The sequence below is a fragment of the Sphaerisporangium sp. NPDC051011 genome (genome assembly GCF_040653595.1).
In the GTDB taxonomy this organism is placed as follows: Bacteria; Actinomycetota; Actinomycetes; order Streptosporangiales; family Streptosporangiaceae; genus Sphaerisporangium.
Window position 1 is genome coordinate 98,854 of sequence record NZ_JBFAGG010000023.1, and the last position, 20,278, is coordinate 119,131.

The 20,278-nt window shown below is 70.0% G+C and carries 14 protein-coding genes; 2 read left to right on the top strand and 12 right to left on the bottom strand.

The window, feature by feature from the left end; genetic code table 11:
- Positions 1-7 precede the first annotated feature (7 nt).
- Genes AB0H21_RS37100 through AB0H21_RS37135 form a run of 8 tightly spaced genes read right to left on the bottom strand, consistent with a single transcriptional unit; the run spans position 8 to position 14,423 of the window.
- The gene (locus tag AB0H21_RS37100; RefSeq protein WP_358526182.1) at positions 8-979 is read right to left on the bottom strand and encodes an alpha-ketoacid dehydrogenase subunit beta; all 972 of its coding nucleotides are present in this window, start codon (positions 977-979) and stop codon (positions 8-10) included.
- Positions 972-2,078 carry a thiamine pyrophosphate-dependent enzyme gene (locus AB0H21_RS37105; RefSeq protein ID WP_358526184.1) on the bottom strand — a complete coding sequence of 369 codons (1,107 nt, stop codon included), beginning with the start codon at positions 2,076-2,078 and terminating at the stop codon, positions 972-974. Before AB0H21_RS37105 ends, AB0H21_RS37100 begins: the two co-directional genes overlap by 8 nt.
- A complete protein-coding gene (locus tag AB0H21_RS37110; protein ID WP_358526186.1) occupies positions 2,075-2,842 on the bottom strand; it encodes a hypothetical protein in 768 nt (255 codons plus the stop codon). The genes AB0H21_RS37105 and AB0H21_RS37110 overlap by 4 nt, the downstream gene beginning before the upstream one ends.
- Positions 2,843-2,865: 23 nt before the next feature.
- Positions 2,866-3,888 (bottom strand): hypothetical protein, encoded by a 1,023-nt coding sequence (locus AB0H21_RS37115; protein WP_358526188.1) that lies wholly within the window; start codon positions 3,886-3,888, stop codon positions 2,866-2,868.
- Entirely contained in the window at positions 3,885-4,925 is a 1,041-nt protein-coding gene (locus tag AB0H21_RS37120) for a pyridoxal-phosphate dependent enzyme (RefSeq protein WP_358526190.1), read from the bottom strand. Before AB0H21_RS37120 ends, AB0H21_RS37115 begins: the two co-directional genes overlap by 4 nt.
- The gene (locus AB0H21_RS37125; protein ID WP_358526192.1) at positions 4,922-12,436 is read right to left on the bottom strand and encodes an amino acid adenylation domain-containing protein; all 7,515 of its coding nucleotides are present in this window, start codon (positions 12,434-12,436) and stop codon (positions 4,922-4,924) included. The genes AB0H21_RS37120 and AB0H21_RS37125 overlap by 4 nt, the downstream gene beginning before the upstream one ends.
- 54 nt (positions 12,437-12,490) lie before the next feature.
- The gene (locus tag AB0H21_RS37130) at positions 12,491-12,742 is read right to left on the bottom strand and encodes an acyl carrier protein (protein ID WP_358526194.1); all 252 of its coding nucleotides are present in this window, start codon (positions 12,740-12,742) and stop codon (positions 12,491-12,493) included.
- Positions 12,729-14,423 carry an AMP-binding protein gene (locus tag AB0H21_RS37135; RefSeq protein WP_358526195.1) on the bottom strand — a complete coding sequence of 565 codons (1,695 nt, stop codon included), beginning with the start codon at positions 14,421-14,423 and terminating at the stop codon, positions 12,729-12,731. Before AB0H21_RS37135 ends, AB0H21_RS37130 begins: the two co-directional genes overlap by 14 nt.
- 123 nt (positions 14,424-14,546) lie before the next feature.
- On the opposite strand from AB0H21_RS37135, the gene AB0H21_RS37140 reads away from it, so the two are divergent.
- Positions 14,547-16,004 carry a helix-turn-helix transcriptional regulator gene (locus AB0H21_RS37140; protein WP_358526197.1) on the top strand — a complete coding sequence of 486 codons (1,458 nt, stop codon included), beginning with the start codon at positions 14,547-14,549 and terminating at the stop codon, positions 16,002-16,004.
- Between the two features lie 46 nt (positions 16,005-16,050).
- A complete protein-coding gene (locus tag AB0H21_RS37145; protein ID WP_358526199.1) occupies positions 16,051-16,584 on the top strand; it encodes a GNAT family N-acetyltransferase in 534 nt (177 codons plus the stop codon).
- A 91-nt stretch (positions 16,585-16,675) separates the two neighbouring features.
- Here the strand turns inward: AB0H21_RS37145 and tgmC are convergent, their stop codons facing one another.
- The 4 genes from tgmC to AB0H21_RS37165 form a co-directional block, all read right to left on the bottom strand.
- Entirely contained in the window at positions 16,676-17,836 is a 1,161-nt protein-coding gene (gene tgmC, locus AB0H21_RS37150) for an ATP-grasp peptide maturase system methyltransferase (protein WP_358526201.1), read from the bottom strand.
- Positions 17,833-18,780, bottom strand: a complete 948-nt coding sequence (gene tgmB / locus AB0H21_RS37155) for an ATP-grasp ribosomal peptide maturase (RefSeq protein ID WP_358526203.1) — start codon at positions 18,778-18,780, stop codon at positions 17,833-17,835. The genes tgmC and tgmB overlap by 4 nt, the downstream gene beginning before the upstream one ends.
- A 15-nt stretch (positions 18,781-18,795) precedes the next feature.
- Positions 18,796-19,065 (bottom strand): putative ATP-grasp-modified RiPP, encoded by a 270-nt coding sequence (gene tgmA / locus AB0H21_RS37160; RefSeq protein WP_358526205.1) that lies wholly within the window; start codon positions 19,063-19,065, stop codon positions 18,796-18,798.
- 694 nt (positions 19,066-19,759) lie between these two features.
- On the bottom strand, positions 19,760-20,278 hold a 519-nt coding region (locus AB0H21_RS37165; protein ID WP_358526207.1), incomplete at its 5' end, for a hypothetical protein.

Genomic DNA, 20,278 nt, shown 5'->3' on the forward strand with positions numbered 1-20,278 from the left:
CTGGTGATCATGCGTACTGCAGCAAGGAGTGCACCGCGTGGAGCACGCGGTTGACGTTGGGCAGGTGGTACTCCTCCAGCAGGGGCGGGGGGTAGGGGGCGTCCAGGCCCGTGACGCGTCCGATCGGCGCTTGGAGGTGGTAGAAGCAGGCTTCGGTGAGTCGTGCGGCGAGTTCGGCGCCGTAGCCTCCGAAGCCGGGCGCCTCGTGGACGACCACCGCCCGTCCGGTCCGGTGAATGCTGCCCGTTAGGGTGTGCTCGTCGAGGGGGACGAGGGTGCGCAGGTCGATGACCTCCAGGTCCCAGCCGGCCGCTGTGCCTTGGGCGGCGGCTTGGAGGGCGACGTTGACGGTGGGGCCGTAGGCGATAAGCGTGGCGGTGCGGCCAGGGCGGCGGATGGCGGCCTGCCCGAAGGGGCCGGTGCGCCGCGGCAGGGGGGTGTCGTCCTTGTGCCAGTACAGGCGCTTGGGTTCGAGGAAGATCACGGGGTCGGGGTGGTCGATGGCCTCACGCAGCAGCGAGTAGGCGTCGGCGACGGTGGAGGGCGTGGCGACGGTCAGGCCCGGTGTGTGGGTGTAGTACGCCTCGGAGGAGTCGCTGTGGTGCTCAACCGCTCCGATGCCACCGCCGTAGGGGATGCGGATGACCAGGGGTAGGGTGACGCGGCCGCTCGTGCGGTTGCGCATCTTGGCGACGTGGCTCGTGATCTGCTCGAAGGCGGGGTAGGCGAACGCGTCGAACTGGATCTCCACCACGGGCAGGAGGCCGTTCATCGCCATGCCTACCGCGCAGCCGACGATGCCGGACTCCGACAGCGGGGTGTCGAAACACCGCTTGGGTCCGAAGGTGGCGGCCAGGCCGTCGGTGACGCGGAAGACCCCGCCGTTCGTACCGACGTCGAGGCCGAAGGTGATGACGCGGCCGTCGTCGGCCATCGCGTCCCGCAGCGCCTGGTTCAGTGCGCCGGCGAGGCTAGCCATCGCTGTCTTCCTCCAGGGCCAGGCGCGCGGTCTGGGCGAGCAGGTGGCCGGGCGGTTGCGTGTAGACGTGGGCGGTGATCTCGGCGGGGTCCGGCACGAAGGTCTCCTGAGCGTGGAGCCGGAGTTTGCGGACCTCTGCTTCTGCCGTGCAGGCGGCGTCCTGAGTGGTCGCCGGTGTGAGCAGGCCGTGGTCGTGGAGGTAGGCGGCGTACCGATCGAGGGGGTCCTTCTGCTTCCAGGGGTCGGCTTCGGCCGCAGTGCGGTAGCGGGTGGAGTCGTCGGAGTTGGTGTGCGGGCCGATTCGGTAGGTGACGGCTTCGACGAGTGCCGGCCCGGCCCCGGCGCGGGCCCGTTCGACTGCGGCGCGCGTGGTCATCAAGACGGCGAGCACGTCGTTGCCGTCGACGCGCTCGGCCGGGATGCCATAGCCGATGCCCTTGTGCGCGAAGCTCGGGGCCGCGCTCTGCAGGTGGGCAGGGGTGCTGATCGCGTAGCCGTTGTTCTGTACCAGGAAGACGACGGGGGCCTGGTGGGCGGCGGCGAAGGTGCAGGCAGCGTGGAAGTCGCCTTCGCTGGTGGCCCCCTCACCCAGCAGGACCAGTGCGATGGTGCCATCGCCGTGGTGGCGGGCAGCGTGTGCGAAACCGACCGCGTGCGGTGCGTGGGTGGCAAGAGGCGTGCACAGCGGGGCGGTGCGCTGCTCGTAGGGGTCGTAGCCGAGGTGACGGCGGCCGAGCGGACCGGCGAGGACGTCGGCTGGGTCGGCCCCGCGGCTGATGACCGCGATGGAGTCGCGGTAGGTCGGGAACAGCCAGTCCGAGCGCCTGAGCGCGGCGGCGGCGCCGATCTGGCAGGCTTCCTGGCCGCGGGCGGCGGGGTAGACGGCCATCAGGCCCTGCTTGGCCATGGCTGTCGCGGCGTCCTCAACCGCCCGGCCGACCACCATCATCCGGTACAGGCGCAGCAGTTCCTCCCCGTCGGGTAGGCGGCCGAGGCTGATGGTCGAGCCGGGAGCGGGCCGGTCGGACAGGACCTGGCGCAGTTGCGCGGGCAGCAGGCCGGTGAACGGTGCGGTCGTGGGGAGGGTGTCGGCGGTCACCGGTACTCCCCACTGGGAGTGTTGCGGTAAATCCGAAGGTCCAGGCGCGGGCGGTGGGTGCCGATGACCCTGGGGTTGCGGGTGACGGTGACGCTGGCGGCCGCGCCGAGTTCGTAAGCGCGGCGGAGCGCGGCCTGCTGCAGCACCCGGGACAGGCGCAGCCCCCGATACGGCTCGGGGACCGCTCCCCAGGTCTGGAAGGCGGTCTGGTTCTTGACGGTGAGCGCTGAGGCGGCGGCCGGCTCGCCAGGGGTGCCGCGGTGGAGGGTGATCAGCTCGGTGTGCGCATCGGCCTCCTGGAGCTGGGTGAGGACCTTCTCGGGTGCGGTGCACGTGTCGGGGAAGCAGGCGGTGACCAGGTGGAGGAACTTCTCTTCGGCTTCGCTGTCGCCAAGGGGGGTGACACACAGGGTGGAGGCGTCGTCCGGGGTGACCTCGACGGGTCCGGACTCCTCCACGATCACGTGGAGGGGATGCTCGTCGGCGTGCCAGCCGCTGGGCAGTTCGACGGGGGCGGGCATGGTGGTGACCGGGACGAGCAGGCAGGCCGTCGGCGTGGCGTCGGCCCACTGCTGGTCCCAGAAGGCGCGGGCGGTGGCGAATTCACGGTGCCCGGGCGTATGGGAGGCGAGGTGGATGACGGGTGAGAAGCTCGGGGAGGGCCAGCCGTTGACGGTGTAGGCGCGCAGCGTGCCGTCGGCGAGGTCGGTGATGTTCTGGGCCAGGACGGCGAAGCCGTCCAGCGCGGTGGCGAGCAGATCCATGACAAACAGCTCCTTCACGTGCGTCAGCGAGGCAAGCGGGTGCCGGCGCCGCAGGCGAGGGCGGTGGCATGGACGCGGGCGGCCAGCGCGATGTCGTGGACACCCATCCCGAACGGGTTGATCACGATCCGGTCCCTGGGGCCGATCGGCCGCAGGTAGGCGCTGTCGAGGAGCGTGCCGATATCGGTGTCCGCCTGCCGTCCGCCTGGGGGCGGGGTGTGGCCGGGGCCGGTGACACGGCCAGCGTGGGCGAGACGCCCGAGCAGCCGGGTGGTGTCCTCGGCGACCAGCGTCCAGTCGTCGACGATCAGGTGGTCGCACCCGAGCAACAGGGCCTCGGTGGCGTCGTCGAGGGAGACGTTGATGAACACCGCGCCCTCGGCCAGCCACATGATCTGCACGTATCCGCTGGTGGTCGTGGTGGCGGCGATGACGACCTCACCGGCGCGCACGGCCATCTCCGCCCGGTCGGCGACCACGATCTGGGCGCCGGGCAGGAGCCGGCTGGCGTACCGGGAGAACTCTTGCCCGCGCGCCGGGTCGGCGTCGTAGACAGTGACCGTTTCAAGCCCGGTCCGGGGGGCGAGCAGTTCCAGGTGCGTGCGTGCCTGGCGACCGCCGCCGAGCAGGCCCACGTGCCGCACCGTGGACAGGTCACGGACGGCGCGAAGCGCGACAAGGGAGACGGCCGCGGTACGCAGCGCGCTGAGGTGGGCGCCCTCCATGATGCAGACGGGGACTGCCGTATCGGGGTGGGCCAGGATGATCAGGCCGTGGGCGCGGGGCAAGCCGCGGTCGGGGTTGCCGATGCACGCGTTGATGACTTTGCAGCCGTAGGTGCTGGTGTGCCAGGCCGGGAGCGTGAGGCTGCGGGCGGCGGTGCCGTCGCTCGCCGTCCAACGCAGCGCGGCCTCCGGGGTGATCCCGGCCTGGCCGGCGCGCACGGCGAGAAAGGCGTTGGTGACCGCCTCGAGTGGGTCGATCCGAAGGCACAGCTCGGTAACGTGTGCGGCGTCGAGGTACAGCAGGGTGTCGGGGGTCGTCATCGGTCGGATTCCCTCTCCGGGTAGAGACGGTGCAGGGCGGCCAAGGCAGGCACAGTCACCGGGTCGCAGGGGGTGAGGCGCGGCGGCCCGGGAGCGTAGATCGTGGCCTGGTAGCGGTCGCCGCCGTCCGGGCATAGGCACGCGATGTCCCTGACACGCCGGCTGCGGGCGGCTGCGGCCACGGCGGCGAGGACGGCCGCGCCGGCTGATCCGCCGAGCGCAATCCCCGTGCAGTCGTGGATGATCCGGCAGGCCAGCGCGGCGTCGGAGTCGGTCACGTACGCGAGGTGGTCGTAGTGCCGCGGGGTGAGGAAGGTGGAGCGCAGTCCGGAGCCGAAGCCAGGCAGTTTGCCCGGCCTGGGGGCGGCCTTGCGGCCGGTGGCGGCGGACCCGACGGCGTCCACGGCCCAGACCAGCACCTCGGGCGCGTGTGCGCGGGCGTAGGCGGCGACGCCGGCCAGGGTCCCGCCGGTGGACACGGGCGCGACCACTGCGTCTGGGTGGGCCAGCTGGCCGTGGTGGAGGAAGGCCGGGCCGGTGGTGTGGGCGTGCACGGCGGGCCCCGCCGGGTTGTTGTACTGGTCGGTCCATACCGCCCAGGGGTTGGTTGCCAGGAACTCGCGGACGGTCTGGATGCGGGCGGTGACCGCGTGCGCGGCATCCGGGGCCTTCACGTGGATCAGTTCGGCGCCCAGGTCGGCCATGCGGCTCAGGCTGAACGCAGGGGTGGTGTCGTCGACGACGAGGGTGCAGCGGTAGCCGCGCTCGGCGCACAGCCCGGCCAGGGCGATGCCGAGGTTCCCGGAGGTGGATTCGATGACCTGCCCGCCCAGGCACAGGCGGCCTGCCTCCTCCAGCGCGCCGAGCAGGGCGTGGGCGGTGCGGGCCTTGACCGACCCGTAGCGGTTCTCGCCCTCCAGGTACAGCCGCAGCCGCACCGTCTGGCCCGCGACCGGCAGGTGCAGCAGTCTTACCGCACTGGCCGCTGGAGCGGCCAGTGCGTCGTGGGTGTGGGCGGGTAGGGGTGCTGGTGTCATGCCAGCCCTCCCGTCAGGACGGTGTCGTCCAGCATCATCGGCGCCCCGTCGAATCCGGCCTGCACCAGGTGCTGGTAGACCGCGGTCGTCTGGGCGGGGGCCGGTTCGCCGAGCACCGGCGGCATGTGGCCGTTCAGGGCGGGCAGTGCGGCGGTCAGGCAGCCCATCACTGCGTGCGGAGTGGGCCGGTATCCGCGCAGCGAGGTGAGCACGTCGGCGAGGAGCGGGTCGGTCGGCAGCCAGCGGACCTCGCGAACAGGCTCGGGCCACTCAAGGACGCCGCCCTCGCTGATGTACAGCTCTGCGGTCCGGGCACGGGCGATGGCGGCGGTGGTGTCGAACAGGTGAGGGGCGGAGTCGTCGATGACGATCGTGCCGGGGGCGAGATGTTCGACCTCCAGGAGTCCGGTGGCGTTGGCCGCACCCACTATCACGCCCGCGCTGGCCACCTGACCCGTTACCTCCTCCGGCGAGGCGGTCACCGCCGTGAGCGGCCCGCCGTACCCCGCGCCCCGTACGGCTTGCACGGTGGCGTGAAGGCGGTGTTCTGCGGTTGGAGACTCCACGAGGGTCAGGCAGGCCGGATGGCCGAGGACGGTGAGCAGCAGCTCGGTGGCGGCGCGGCCGATCGAACCTAGGCCGATGACGGCTACATGCCGCCTCCTCATATCGGTGCCAATGGTGCGCAGGGCGCGTGCGAGGTTGAGGACAACGGCGGCCGTGGTCACGTCGTGTCCGGTCGTCACCTCAGTCGCGAGCGGCGGCAGAGCGGTGCCGTACTTGCTGGCTGCGGGGATGAGCCCAGTCAGCACGGTGCGCGCCGCACCGTAGCGATGTGCGTGTTCGGCGGCCTGGGCGATGAGGCCGGCCAGTCGGTCGGGAGCGGTAAAGATGTCGTCGCCGACGAGGGGCAGCAGGTAGTGGCCGACCATGCCGAGCGGTGTGCACACGACGCGGCGCAGTACGGGCGCCCCGCCGAGGCGATCCAGGACGTCTTGAGCCTGGTGGCCGGCGCGGGCGAGCGCTGCGGGGGTGAGGTAGCCGACCGCGGCCCCATCCAGGCATCCGCCGGGCACGAGTTCCAGGAGCTTGTCGGGATCGTCCAGAGCGGCGGTGACGACCCCGGCGACCGCCGCCGGCATCCGCCCAACGGCGAGAGTGGGGCCGTTGTCGGGCGGGGCGAGGTGGGCGATGAGGTCGGCGAACCGCGGGGTGTGGAGCAGGTCGGCCACGGTGACCGTACGGCCGAGGCGGGCGCTGATGCGGGCGGTGAGGCGGACGCTGTCCAGGGACGAGCCGCCTTCGGCGAAGAAGTCACTGTCCGGAGTCGGTGTGCGCCCGGTGATCTGCGCCCATTCCTCGGCGCAGATCACCGCGACGCGGCGGTGCGTTCCCTTCCCGCCGGGTGGCGGCGCAGCCGTGAGGGCGGGGGTGAAGTGTGCGGTGGCCAGGGCGTTGCGGTCAAGCTTGCCGTGCGCGGTCAGCGGCATCTGCTCGGCGAGGGTGATCTCATCGGGCAGCATCCACGCGGGCACGTGCGCCGCAAGGTAGGCCCGCAGCTCGGGGCCATCCACGGCGTGTCTGGCGCGGGGGACGACGACGGCGCGCAGGCGTCCGCCGCGCTCGCGCAGGACGGTGGCGGCGGTCTCCTTGACCGCTGGGTGCGTGCGCAGGTGGGTCTCGATGTCGCCGAGTTCGATCCGGCGGCCGCGGACCTTCACCTCTGCGTCCATGCGTCCCAGCCACAGCAGTTCACCGTTCTCGGTGAACCGAACGCGGTCACCAGTGCGGTAGGCGACGACCTGGTGTTGCTGGTCGCGCAGGAACCGGCCGGGCTCGTCGCCGGGTTCGAGGTAGCCGAGCCCGAGGCAGGAGCCGGTGACGCGGAGTTCGCCCTCGACGCCGAGTGGCACTGGCTGCCCCTGCTCGTCGGTGACCCGGCAGACGATGTTCGGGATCGGTCGGCCGATGGGCACCGCGCCGGTGATACCAGGGTCGTCGATCACCTGGTGGGTGATGTCGTCTGCGCATTCGGTGGGCCCGTAGGCGTTGATGATCGGTGCGCCGCCCGCGCGGAGCCAGCGGCGGCACACCTCGGCCGAGACGGCCTCGCCGGTCACCATCAGCCAGGTGAGTTCGCCGCGGGGACGGGGCCAGGGCCGCACGGCGCCGCACTCGATGGCGTCGAGGAGTGCGGCCAGGTGGCTCGGCACGGTCTCGAAAAGCCGCACGCCGCGCTCGTCGAGCGCATCAAACAGGCGGGCCGGGTTCAGCAGGAGGGTGTCGTCGAGGACGACGACACGGCCGCCACGCATCCACGTCGCGGCGAACTGCCAGATCGACACGTCAAACGACGCGGGCGCTGACTGGCCCACTACGCAGGTCTGGTCCAGGCCGAGCAAGTCGGTTTTGGCCCACCAGTGGTTGACCATCGCCGCCGGTCCGACCCGCGCGCCTTTGGGGTGGCCGGTGGAGCCGGAGGTGAACAGCACGTAAGCGGCCTCGGCCAGCTGCTGCTGCCCGAGCTCCGGCACCGGCTCGGCGGGCAGCGCCTCCAGAGACAGTCGCCTCACCCCCTCGGGCAGCAGCGTGGTATCGATGCTGGTGTCGCGGGGGTCGAGGTAGACCAGCCGCAGCCCGGCCTGGTCGGTCATGTGGGATAGCCGCTCGGCCGGAAGGTCAGGCGCCAGGGCCACGTAGGTGCCGCCAGCCCGCCAGATGCCCAGCACCGCAGCCCAGTAACGGGCAGACCGGGACGCCATCACCCCCACTACCGGATGCGCCTCGTCGGCGTGCTTCCTGATGTTGTGGGCGTAGTGGCGACTGAGCGCGGCCAGTTCGGCATAGGTGTAGGACTCGGAGCCGTCCTCGATGGCCACCGCGCCTGGGCGGTCTGCGGCGTGCTCGTCGACTACGCGGGCGAGGGACAGCTCCTCGGGCCAGGTGCGTACCGGCCCCCGGCCAACCTCGTCCAGCCGCGCAAGTTCCGCTACGGGCAGCCGGTCGGACTCGACGGGTGCGTCGACGTCCCGGGCCGCGGCGCGGGCGGCGTGCACCAGGCAGTCCAGGAAGCGTCGCGCATCCGCCACGGTGACGGCCGGGGACCGGTGGTCGACCGACAGCCGCAGGCGGCGGCCGGCCGGATCCAGCGAGCACTGCACCGTCAGGTCCAGATACGTCTGGTCCAGCGCCGTGACCTGACGCAGCCGCAGCGCCCGGCCGGGGTCGTCGAACAGGTCGCGGTAGCGGTGGAATTCGGTGTAGTTGAACACGCAGCTCGGCTCAAAGCCCGGCACCAGCGAGCGCAGTCGCGCGTAGGGGGTGCGGCGGTAGCGCCACGAGGACCGCTCGGCAGCCACCACCTGGCCCACCAGGTCCCGCCAAGTCGTATCGGGACCGATCTCGACTGCGGCGGGCAGCATGTTCAGGAACAGCCCGACCATGTCCTCCGCGCCCGAATCTTCCAGCCGGCCGTTGACCATTACCACCGACCCGCTGCGGGCGCTGCCGGTGAACAGAGCCACGGTGCGCATGTGAACCGCCCACATCAGCGTGCGCAGCGACGCCCCCAGTCGGCCCGCCGCCGCGCGGAGTCCGGACAGGTTCGCCTCGTCGAAGTAGTGGTCCCACCGGTGCCAAGTCGTCGGCTCCTCCTCGCTACCGGGTGCCAGTGCCAAGCGCCACACCGTCTCCTGCTCCTCCAGCAGGGTCCGCCAGTGGTCGAGCGCCTCCTGGTCGGCCGCAGCCGCGGCCTCCAGCGCCACGAACCTCCCGTACGACAGCGCGGGTCGGCTGTCCAGGAGCTGGACGGTCGCGGGCGGCGGCGTACCGGCGCGGGCGGCGGCGAACGTTTCGTAGGTGTCGAGAATGTCCCGGCCGAGCACGGCCACGCTCCAGCCGTCCAGGAAGGGCTCGACGATGGAGAACACCGCCTGGCTGGGTGTGAAGCGGTGCAGGTGGAAGGCGAACAGGGGCGGGGTGTCCCAGGCGAAGGGGCGTGTGCGGATCTTCGCCACCCACCGCTCCCACGCCGTGCGCTGCTGTGTCTCGCCCAGTGCACCAAGGTCGTGCTCGATCAGCTTCAGCTCCACGGGCTGAAGGACGAGCTGCTGCGGCCCGGACGGGTCGCTCAGGTCTAGGGCGGAGCGGAGAAACTCGTGCCAGCCGGCCACGACGGTCAGGGCTTGGCGCAGCAGAGCTGGATCAACCGGACCGTCGAGCTCATAGGAGGTGAGGTAGGTCAGATAGTCGTCACTGGCCTGCCGGTGATAGACGAGGCCCAGCTGCGCCTGGGACAACGGGAACCGCGCCATGACCCGGTGCCCGTTCCACACCACCGACCCGGCCGGCGCGGCCGATTCCACCTGCGCGGAAGCATCTGGCTCCCAGGTGGGCGCGGGCCGCAGCCGGGCGGCCAGCGCTGCCAGGGTCCGGGCCTCGAATACGTCGGCGACCTCCAACACCGCGCCGCGGCGGCGTAGCACCCCGACCAGGCGCAGCGCAGTGATGGAGTCCAGGCCCAGGTGGAACAGATCGACGTCCGCCGGGACCTCTGCCTCGCCCAGCACGTCGCGGACCGCCGACGCCAAAAGCTCTGCGGCCTCGCCCGTCACGGTGCGGCCGGTGGCGGCGGGTAGGTCGCGGCCGGGCAGCCTGCTGAGCTGGGTGCGGTCCAGCTTGCCGCTCTCCGAGTACGGCAGCGCCTCCACCACCGTGAACACCGACGGAATGAGGGCGGCCGCAAGATGGTGGGCGACGTGGCCGCGCAGGTCCGCCGCCGTGAGCTCTGCTCCATCGCGAGGTACGACGAACGCCCGCAGGCGGCGCGGTCCCGCCTCCTCGCCGCAGTAGGCGGCTGCGGCAGCCAGGTCCGGGTGACCGGCCAAGATCGCGTCGATCTCCTCCAGCTCCACCCGCTGTCCGTTGATCTTCACCTGGTCGTCGGCCCGGCCGAGGAACTCCAGCACCCCGCCGGAGCGCCACCGCACCAGGTCACCGGTGCGGTAGATGCGATGCCCACTGTCTGGGTTCACCCCGAACCGGCCCTCGTCCTGCGTGCCGTCGCCCACGTAGCCCAGGGCCACCTGTACGCCCTCGATGACCAGCTCACCGGGCGCCCCGAGGGAGACTTCACGGCCGTCCTCGTCGCAGATGCGCACCGTAGTGTTGTCGACCGGGCGGCCGATCGGCACGAACGCCCTCCCGTCGCCGGGCCAGTAGGTGAAGCAGGTGACATCGATCGACGCCTCCGTCGGCCCGTAAAGGTTGTGCAGCCCGGCCCCGAGCTGGGCGTGCGCGCGGCGGGCCAGCGTTAGCGGCAGGCGCTCGCCGCTCGTGAAGACCCGTTTCAGCGCGGGCAAGCGGCGCCCGGCCGCGGTGTCGAGGAAGGCGGCGAGCATGGCGGGCACGAAGTGGACCGTGTCCACGGCGTAGCGGTCGAGCACATCGCACAGGTACGCCGGATCCGCGTGTCGGCCGTGCTGTGCAGTGACCAGCGTCGCGCCGGTCATCGGCGGCCACAGCAGCTCCCACAGGCAGACGTCGAAGCTGAGCGGGGTCTTGGCCAGCACCACGTTGCCTGGGCCGATCGGGTGGGCGCGCTGCATCCACGCCAGCCGGTTGATGATGCCGGGGTGGGAGACCGCGACGCCCTTGGGGCGGCCGGTCGAGCCTGAGGTGTACATCACGTACGCCGCATCGGCCGCCGCGCCGTCGCGAGTCAGCGGAACGGGCTCCGGACGATCGGTCAGCACGGTGACCTGCAATGTTTGGTCCAGCACCCGGAGGGTGTCGGGGCTTTCGGCCGGGCCGGGTTCGATGATCAGATGGGCGCGGCTGTCGGCGAGCATGAACTCGGCGCGGGCCGGGGGCAGGTCCGGGTCGAGAAGCAACAGCACGCTGCCAGCGCGCAGCACGCCATGGACGGCGGCGATCAGCGTACCTCCGCGGGGCAGACGCACGGCGACCGCAAGGCCGGCACCGGCACCCAGACCGGTGAGGTGCTCGGCCACCGCCAGGCTCGCGGCCGCGAGCTGTGCGTAGGTCACGGCGTTGGCGCCGGTGGGGGTGTGGTCGATGACGGCGATGCGGCTGGGCTCCCTGGCGGCGCAGGCGAAGAAGGGGTCCTCGACCCGGCCATCGCGTTGCCGCAGCTGTCGTCCACAGGCCTTTCCCCTGCTGCTGGCACTGCGGCCCAGCATTGCGGCTGTCTGGTCGAGGTCGGCGGTGGCGGCGTCGGTCACCATGGCGGCGACGAGGTCGGCGAACCATTCGCGTTCGGTGCGATCCACGGTGTTCGCGCGATACTCGAAGGCCAACGCCAGGCGCCCTTCGTGGGCGGCGACATGGATGCTCAGGTCGAACTTGGCCGTACCGTTGGCCACCAGGTAGGGCCGCCAGCGCAGTCCGTCGGCCTGGAGAAAAGGGGGCCGGAAGTGGGTGAGCAGACCGGTCGGGTGCATTTGATTGACGACGGTCACCGAGGTGCCGCCCGGCGTGACTGTGGCGGCGAAGGGGGCGTCGGTCTCACCCCAGTCCGCGTGCACCGCCGCTTGGAGCAGTTCGCCGCCGGCGTCGGTCAGCAGGCCTGCGACCGTGTCGCCGCGGGTGACCGACAGCCTCACCGGCAGGGCACGGACCCGGTAGCTGGCCTCGGTGTCCTCGGCCGGCGGGCGGTGGCTGAACGGCACCCGCACCGCCAGGTCCCGCTCGCCGCTGAACCGGGCCAGCGCCACCCCGAGGCCAGCCATCACCACCGCGAACGGGCTCACCCTGGTCTCTCGGGCGCGCGCGGCGACGTCGTTGACGGTGACCTTCAGGACTCGCCGCACAAGCACTCCGGCGTCGTCAGCCGCACGCGCCCGGTTGCGGCCGCGGGGCAGCAGCGCCTTGGATTCCGCCAGTTCCAGGCGGGGGGCGAAGAACGCGGCTGCCTCGACCGGGCTGACCAGAGGCTGGTAAGGCAGCACCTCACGCTCGGCCGGTTTCGCGGCCATTCCGTCGGCGAGTTCCCGGTAGGTGGCGATCATCTCATCGACGAGGAGACGCAGGCCCAGCCCGTCGCAGGCGCAGTGGTGGAGGGTGATCTGCAGCAGCGCCCCGGCCTGCTGGAGGCTCCACAGCACCAGGCGGTGCAGCACCTCGCCGGGCAGGAACGGGCGGCGGGCCTCGGCCCGCACCCAGGAGGCACCCGGGCCTTTGGCCCACTCCCGCACATCTTGTGCGGTGACGGGGACGGTTCGCCAGCGCGGCTCAACGCTCGCTCGGTGCCAGGCGAGCCGTTCACCCGCCTCGACGACGGTCGAGTGGAGGGTGCGGTGCCGGGCGATCACCGCAGCGACTGCGGTCTGGAGCAGTTCGGCGTCGAGACGGCCTTCGATCTCCACGGCCGCGCAGATGTTGTAGGCGCAGGTGAGGGGATGTAGCTGCTGGTAGCGCCATAAGACCGCCTCGGCCTCCGTCAGGACAACCGGAGCAGCGGGCGTGGGCGTGTGGGGCGCGGTACTGGTCACGGGAATACCCATCTGAGGAGGTGACGGGAAGAGAGCAGGACCGTGTCACCGGGGCTATCCGGTGGTCCGGCGCGCGACGCGATCGACGAAGTCCTCCACACTCGCGGCGGTGTTGAGGTCGCCGAAGGGAACGCGGATGCCGAGGGTCTTGTGGATCGCGCCGAGAAGGCGCAGCCCGGACAGCGAGTCGCCGCCGGCCTCGGCGAACGTCCCGCTCGTGCCGTCGGGGAGGATGCCCAGCCACAGCTTCCGGACGTGTTCGCGCACGTCCACCTCCGGTGCGTCGGCGTCGTCAGTGGTCGGCATCGAGGCCCCCTGCTGTGCGGTCGTCGGTCTGATGGCGGGCGGCAAGTTGCCGGTAGTCGGTCTTGCCGTTGGGCAGCAGCGGCCAGTCGGTCGTCACGGTGATCTCGGCGGGCACCATGTGGCCAGGCAGGCGCTGCCTCAGCCACGAGATCAGCCGCCCGGGGTCGGGCTCGCGTGTCTCGGGGGCGGGCTCGACCGTGCAGATCAGACCGCGTTCGGTGGCGGCCACGACGGCGGCTCGTCGTACCTGGTCGTGGGCGAGGAGTTGCTGTTCGACACTCTCGGCTGTCACCCGTATCCCGCGGACCTTGAGCACGCGGTCGCCGCGGCCATGCCACACCAGCCCGGCCGCGATCTCCTCGGCGCGGTCGCCGGTCTCAAGCCGCCGCACCGCGCATGCCGATCCCGCAGTGGTCCCACGGCTGAGAGGGCCGAGGGCCACGGCGCGGCCGGTGACGACGATCTGCCCGGACCCGGCACAGCTCGGGCCGTCATCGGCGAGGGCCACCGAGACCATAACGTGGTCCAGCGCGGTGCCGATCGGTACCGCAGCGTCCTCGGGTTCGCTGCCGGTGACCTCGTAGGCGGTAACGATGCCGGTGGTTTCGGTGCAGCCGTACATGTTCCACAGCCGGGCGTGCGGGGCGAGCCGCCGGGTGCGGTTCGCCAGCGGCACGTCCAGAGACTCGCTGGCGAACAGCACGCGGCGCACCCCGGCTAGCATCCGGCACGCATCGCTCTCCGGCAGCGCGTCCAAAAACGCCCTCCAAAAAGACGGCGTCACATCCAGATGCGACACCCGCTCCGCCTGGATCAGATCGGCGAGCTCCCAGGGCGTGCGCACCTGCCCGTCGGTGGGAACCACCACAGTCGCCCCCACAGCGAGCGGCAGCAGCAGTTGCCGAACCGAGGACGAGAAGCCCAATGGTGCTACCCCCAGGCACCGGTCCCCGGCGCCCAGTCCGACGCGGCCAGGCAGCGCCCGGGCGTACTCACCCAGACCGGCATGCCCCAGCAGGACACCCTTGGGTGCTCCAGTGGATCCAGAGGTGAACATGCCATACGCCCCGCCACACAGATCGACGGCGGGCAGCGACGTGCCGCAACGACCGCGCGAGAGCAGCGAAGCTGCTTCGATGACACAGGCTCGCATAGTGGGCACACGACCGGCGGCTGCCCGGTCGACGATGACGGTGCCGACATCCGCCGCCTGGACCATCGCCTCCAGTAGAACGTCCGGATAGAGTGGGTCCAGCGGAAGGTAGACCGCGCCGGATCGCATGATGCCGAGGATGAGTGCTGGCGCCAGGTACGACCGGCCGGAGGCGACGCCTACGACGCCCCCGGGCGCCATGCCTACGGTCAGCAGCTGCGTGGCGACCACATCGACCATAGCCTGTAGCTCGCCGTAACTCAGGGCCGCGGCTCCGATGACCGCTGGCTGTTCGCTGTACGCCCCAGCTGCCCACCGGACCAGATCTGGCAAGGTCTCCAGGTCCGAAGGGGCCTGATCAGGTAAGAGCTCGACGTACCGTCCGGGAATGGCGGGCTGCATCGCTACACCCCTTCTGCATGGGGATCGGTGAGGCGTGCCGACTGGCGAGCCGGAAGCTGCTTCTTTTCCTGCTCGCGGGCGCGGCGATTCGCGGCTCTGTGGGAGAGCGTGACCGCTCCGCGTCATGGACCCAACGCCGATACGGCTTACCGCCGGCACAGTCGATCAGGCCACATTGGCCTCATCGAGTGGTCGGCTCGCGTTACCGTGGGTAAAACGCATGTGACGCCGACGGCAGGGACGACGCGTATGGTCGAGGAGCAGCGAGTCGATCGGGTCTGTCCGGCATGCCGCATCACACGGCTGAGCCGCTACAACCACGACCCGCTGTGCGGACCCTGCTTGGCCGCCGCCCGTGAGGCCACCGGAGCGGCACCAGTGTGGATCTGGGATTCAGCGCCCCTGCGCCAGGCCCTGGCCCGCGCCGACATGGCTGCGGTGCTGGCGATCCTGCGCGGTGCCACCGGAATGAGCCAGCTGGACTTCGGGGCACTACTGGGCTGGTCGCAGTCGGTGGTGACCAAGGTCGAACGACGCAAACGTGACACCTTCCACGACATCCGGGAGATTCTCCGGATCGCCGACCTGCTCGGCATGCCACGCCAGGTTCTTCTGCCGCTGATCATCGGTCGCGCAGATGCCAAGTTGGAAAGCGACCAACAGCCCGCTTTCTGGGGAGATGTCGTGGCAATGAACGCAACACCTGACCGCCGACACTTCATGATGACCTCTAGCCTGGCGATGAGCACCATGCTGATGCACATGGCGCTCCCGCCCAAGCGGATCGACCAAGGCCATGTGCGATACCTGCGGGCTAGCCTGGAACGGCTGCGTCGCGCCGACGGCGCGATCGGCGGCGCCGCTCTGCTGCCTCATGCCACCGCCCTGTTCGCCCGCGCCCGGGCCATGCTGGACGAATACGACTACGCCGAGCACACCGGACGGGATTTGCTGGCGGTCACCGCCGACCTCGGAGAGGTCGGCGGCTGGCTCGCTTACGACTCCGGTGACCAGCACCTGGCACGATCGCTGTATGCCGAGGCCGCGCTGCTGGCCGCGAGCGTCGGCGACAACTCTCTGCTGGTGCACATCTACCTCGACATGGCCCAGCAGGCCACCCACCTGGCCCGCATCACCGGACGGCGCGGCAGTGCCCGCGAGGCGCTGCGCCTGGCTGACCGCGCCGCCCAGGTCGCCCGCCATATCCCCTCCCCGGCCCTGCACACGCTGATCTGGCTGCGCCAGGCACTGGCCTACGCCCAACTCGGCGACGCAGCCGCCTTCCACGCCGCCATCGGCCGCGCCCGCAACGAAGCCGACCGTGGCCCCCACGACAGCGACCAAAACTGGACCGCGTTCGTCACCCATTCGGAAATCGCTGGGTATGAAGCGATGGGCAGCCTGCGGCTCTGCTCTCCCGACACCGCAGCAAGGCTGTACCAGGCCGTGCTCACCGACTCCAGTCGTTCACCCCGCGACCTGGCCTACTACCAGGCCCGGCTCGCCGCCGCCCTGGCCACTGCCGGCGACAGCCACAGCGCCCTTACCCAAGGCATGACGATCCTGGGCGAGCTGGGCGGCAAACTCACCTCCGTGCGAGTCCTCAACGAGCTGCGCCCCCTTCTGCATACCCCCGGAGCCCAAAGCGAGGAGTTCCGCCAGCGGTTCGACGTCGCGGCCCGCAAGCTGACTCCTGCCGCTGCATGACAAGAAAGGCGACGACATGCCCCCCGCCCAGGTGACCTTCCGCCAGATGGACGCCGCCGAAGCCCGCCGACATCGCGACCTGGTCGCCGACATCCACCGCGACGCCTACGCGGACCGCATCGCCGCCGGAGAGGAGTTCGACAGCGAACAAGCGTTCATGACCCGCTTCGAGGCCTACACCAGCCGCCACGGGTTCGACCTGATCCTTGCCTACTGCGACGACACCCCGGTCGGTCAGATCTGGGGCTGGCCCCTCCCCGTGCAGAACAGGTGGTGGGAAGGCCTGGAATCCGAACCCGAACCCGGCTTCACCCGCGAGGATGGCAGCCGCACCTTCGCCCTGTCGGAGATCATGGTGCGGCCTGCGTGGCGGGGCCAGGGCATTGCCCACGCCTTGCACGACACGCTCCTGGCCGACCGCACCGAACAGCGCGCCACTCTGCTCGTCCGCCCTGACAACACCATTGCCTACACGGCCTATACCCGATGGGGCTGGCGCAAAGCCGCCCGGCTGCGCCCCGGCTGGTCCGGCGCACCGCTCATGGACGTGCTCATCCTGCCGTTTCCGCTCAGGTCCTAAGGGCCCGTGCCCGACCCCACTCAGGTGTTTTCAGCGCGGGTCCTGGACAGATCTGCCGAACTCCACAAACGAAGGCGCTCCGACACCCAGCTCAGACGGGCAGGTTCCAGCGGGGGCCGTCGGGGTCGCCGAGCCATACCCACTGACTCGTCCGGCCGACGGTGAGTCCGAACCCCGACTGGTGGGGGGAACCGGCTTGCTGCCACAGATCGATCGCGTCTTCCACTGCGTCCCAGAGCCGCAACGGGCCGTGCTGGCGTACCGTCCAGCCGCCGGATTCGGCTTTGCTCGTGCTGGCCTGTGAGCCGGTGGCGACGTCCAGCAGGATCATGTCGTCGCCAGCGCCCATCAGCCCTGCCGACGGCGCGGCGAGCTGGGCGACGAAGCGGCCGGTCCAGTCGTTGATGATGTTCGGGTCGATCCTGGTCTCTCGCTCGCCCCCGATGCCGAGCAGGTAGGTCGCTCGCGGCGGCTGTCCGTGGGGGCGGGCATTCATGAAGGAGACGTTGTAGGGATGGAATCGCCCTGAGGCGGTCCCGTCGTCGGCGAGAGTGATGTGCGCGAGGGCGTTGCCGTTCATCCAGCCCCACATGGGGGTGGTGATGGTGCCGCCGTCACGGACCTGCCACATCCAGGCCGGAGGGATGAAGCGCACCGAGCAGGTCGCGATCAGCCGGTCGTACTCGGCGTTCTTGTCGTAGCCATCCAGCCCGTCGCCGACGGCCAGAGCCGGCGAGTAGCCACATGCCTCGATCGCCTGGCGGGCGCGGGGCGCGACGTTCAGGTCATATTCGATGGAGGTCACGGCCTCACCGCCTAGCCGGTGGCACATCAACGAGGTGGAATAGCCGGTGCCGGTACCGATCTCCAGCACTTTGTCGCCGTCGCCGATCTGTGCCGCCTCCAGCATGCGGACCACCAGACCGGGGAACGACGAAGAGGAGGTCGGACTGCCATACAGGGGGCCCGGTGCTGCCTCAGCTAGGACGCCGTCGACCTGGGTCACCCAGGTCTCGTCGGTGTAGACCAGGCGTAGCCAGTCGGCCCAGTCCATCTGGTCGCGCCGTACGGGCTCCCATGCCGTCCCCCGCTCGTCTCCCTCGGTGGCCCGGTAGACCGCCTCGCCGAGGAACACCTCACGGGGCACCTCCTCGATCGCCGCCCGCCACCGGGGATCGGTGAGCGCTCCGTCTTCGATGAGCTTGTGGGCCAGCGCCGCGCGCTGAGGGGCGGACTCGGTGGGGATGGTCATACGCGATCCTTTGCGGCTTGGAGGTGGTCGGCGATAGCGGCGGCGATGCGGGCGGGGATCGGATCGGGAAACCAGGCCCACTGGCCGTTGGGGTTGCACTCCAGAAAGATCCATTCGCCGTCTGGGGCCACGGCGAAGTCGAAAGCTCCGAAGATCAGCCCGAAACGGTCGAGATAGGCGCGTATCGCCCTGGCCATCGGTGGCGGGGTTTCGATGGGCGTATAGGAAAGATCGGGGTAATGCTGGCGCCAGTCCAATCCGGAGGCGCCGTCGATCCGGACAGGGAAAACCTCCTTCCCTACCACGGTGACCCGCACGTCAGCGATCTTATCAACCCGCCTTTGGAACAGGTGCGCGGCGCCGCTGATGGACGAATTCATCTCCTCTGGGGAGACCGTCTGCGTCCACACGTTCCGGGGCGCGTCGTCTGGGCCGATGTATTCCGACGCCCACAACGGCTTATAAACGATCGGCCCGGATTCAGCGAACGTCCGTGCGCTTTCGGGATTGTTGGTGATCAGGGTAGGCGGGATGGTGAGACCGCACGCGGCTGCGGTTGCGAGCTGCACGGGCTTGTGCTCGGCGTCGCGGATTCGCCAGGGGTGATTGAGGTAGAGCGCGCCGGGAAGTGTGGCCAGCACGCCGCCCAAGCCGAAACGCGACTGGTCGGCGGTCCACCGCCCGGTCTGCTCGTCCAGGTACGGTGAGCGCCGGTAGGGCGTCGGCTTACGCCAGTACACCGATCGCACACTGGCAAGTTCCAGCATGCGTGTCGCGGTGGTGAGCGAGCCGGACATGCCGTCTGCTCCGAAACGGGTCTCCAAGCCGGAATCGCCGGGGAAATCTGCTCCTGGGTCGAACCGCACGACCGGGATGTCCCGATCGTGCAGCTCGGCCAGCACCAGATCGGCCGTCGGATCATCCAGGCAGGTGACCGTCAGCACTGGTGATTGCAAGGATCAGTCCGGCGTGTAGTCGGTCGTCGAGTCGGGTTTGGGCGGAGGCGGTGGCTTGCCGTCTCCTCCGTCCGGTCCCGACTGCACCTGCGTCGCGGACGGCTTGGCCTTGTTGGTCCCGTGCTTTCCGGCCTCGATGATCTGGCCGGTCGGGTCCACCCAGTTGCCCGTCTGCGTGACAGGGTCCAACACGACCCGATAGTCGGGAACCGTTTCGGGCGGCGGATACGGGGCCATGCGAGAGATACCCCACGGTATCACCGGTAAATCCATCTCGTTCCCCTTCCACGGCTATCGCCGTCTAGTCTCCAGGTGTTTGAAAGGCTACGGATTTTGCTGGGCGATGTCCATAGCTACCCGCCTTGAAAATATTTGAGATATAGCACCCAGTCATCCTTCTTTTAAAGCGTATTTGGCATGACAAAACACCGTTCTCGGTGGCGTTATAAAACTCGTGGAATTCCTGCTCGTGATGGTCGGGGCGGTGGCACGGGTTGGGGGGTAAGTCACCGCACCACCGCCCAGCTTGAGGGGCGGAAGCGGTCCGCAGGCCGAAGGTCACCCAGGCGGAAGCCGGATCACCTCACAGTCCGGCCACACGCGCTCATCGTCCAAGCTGCGCACCCAGGCCAGCCGCGTTGAGGGGAGATCGGGCAACCGGGTCAAGGAGCCGATGCCCCGCCTGCCGTAGTGGAAGCGGTGTCGCAGAGGTCAGGGCCTTCGTAGTCAGCTGCCAGTGCCGCCTTTCGATGTCTGCCGGAGCTGAGGGAGCGGCAGGCCGGTCGACGAGCAGTTCTGCCGGGGGCACGGTGGCGCGAACCACCTGGTCGGCCAAGGCCGGGCACACCGCCAGGGCGAGCTCGGCGCATCTGGGCTGCAGTCGCCGGATCCGCCCAAACCACGCATGCATGGTGAGTCCCACATGGCGGAGGTCCCGCCGGGGATCTTTCCTGGTAGGACCTTCGCTCTACTGGGAGTGGATGTAGATCGTGTCGAAGACCTCGGCGAGCTTGGTGAGGTCCTGCGTCACTCCCTTCTCGGGGTCGCCGGCGTCGAAGGTGACCGCGAGCCTGCCGAGCCCCTTGCGGGCCTGGAGCGCCTTCCACAGGCTGTTGGTCTTGAGCCCCTGGTCGAGGATGCGCCAGACCGCGCCGTCCCAGTCCTGCTTGTGCGTCCACAGCATGACGGTCTGCACGCCCGCCTGCAGCGGCAGGTCCACGCGCAGCTTGGCCGCGGCCTCCGCCTGGGCGGAGCTGAGGTTGCTCGCGCCGCTGTGTGCCAGGCCGACCTCCCGGGCGCCGATGTGCACGCGGGTGTCCCAGCCGCGGGCCCGCACCGTGATCCACTGGTTGCGCAGCGCCTTGTCCGGAGTGATCTTCCACGTGGCGTACTCGCTGGCGAACAGGCCGCTGGACAGGTTGACGTGGTCGACGTCGCCGGTGAGCACGTACTTCTCGACGTTGGCCCGGGTGATCAGCGGGTACTT

Excerpts from the sequence above, each read along its gene's own strand:
- AB0H21_RS37145 (WP_358526199.1), top strand. The coding sequence starts at position 16,051 with ATGGACGCCGCCGAAGCCCGCCGACATCGCGACCTGGTCGCCGACATC.
- tgmC (WP_358526201.1), bottom strand. The coding sequence starts at position 17,836 with ATGACCATCCCCACCGAGTCCGCCCCTCAGCGCGCGGCGCTGGCCCAC.
- AB0H21_RS37130 (WP_358526194.1), bottom strand. The coding sequence starts at position 12,742 with ATGCCGACCACTGACGACGCCGACGCACCGGAGGTGGACGTGCGCGAA.
- AB0H21_RS37100 (WP_358526182.1), bottom strand. The coding sequence starts at position 979 with ATGGCTAGCCTCGCCGGCGCACTGAACCAGGCGCTGCGGGACGCGATG.
- AB0H21_RS37120 (WP_358526190.1), bottom strand. The coding sequence starts at position 4,925 with ATGACACCAGCACCCCTACCCGCCCACACCCACGACGCACTGGCCGCT.
- AB0H21_RS37110 (WP_358526186.1), bottom strand. The coding sequence starts at position 2,842 with ATGGATCTGCTCGCCACCGCGCTGGACGGCTTCGCCGTCCTGGCCCAG.
- AB0H21_RS37115 (WP_358526188.1), bottom strand. The coding sequence starts at position 3,888 with ATGACGACCCCCGACACCCTGCTGTACCTCGACGCCGCACACGTTACC.
- AB0H21_RS37135 (WP_358526195.1), bottom strand. The coding sequence starts at position 14,423 with ATGACGCGGAGCGGTCACGCTCTCCCACAGAGCCGCGAATCGCCGCGC.
- tgmA (WP_358526205.1), bottom strand. The coding sequence starts at position 19,065 with ATGGATTTACCGGTGATACCGTGGGGTATCTCTCGCATGGCCCCGTAT.
- AB0H21_RS37140 (WP_358526197.1), top strand. The coding sequence starts at position 14,547 with ATGGTCGAGGAGCAGCGAGTCGATCGGGTCTGTCCGGCATGCCGCATC.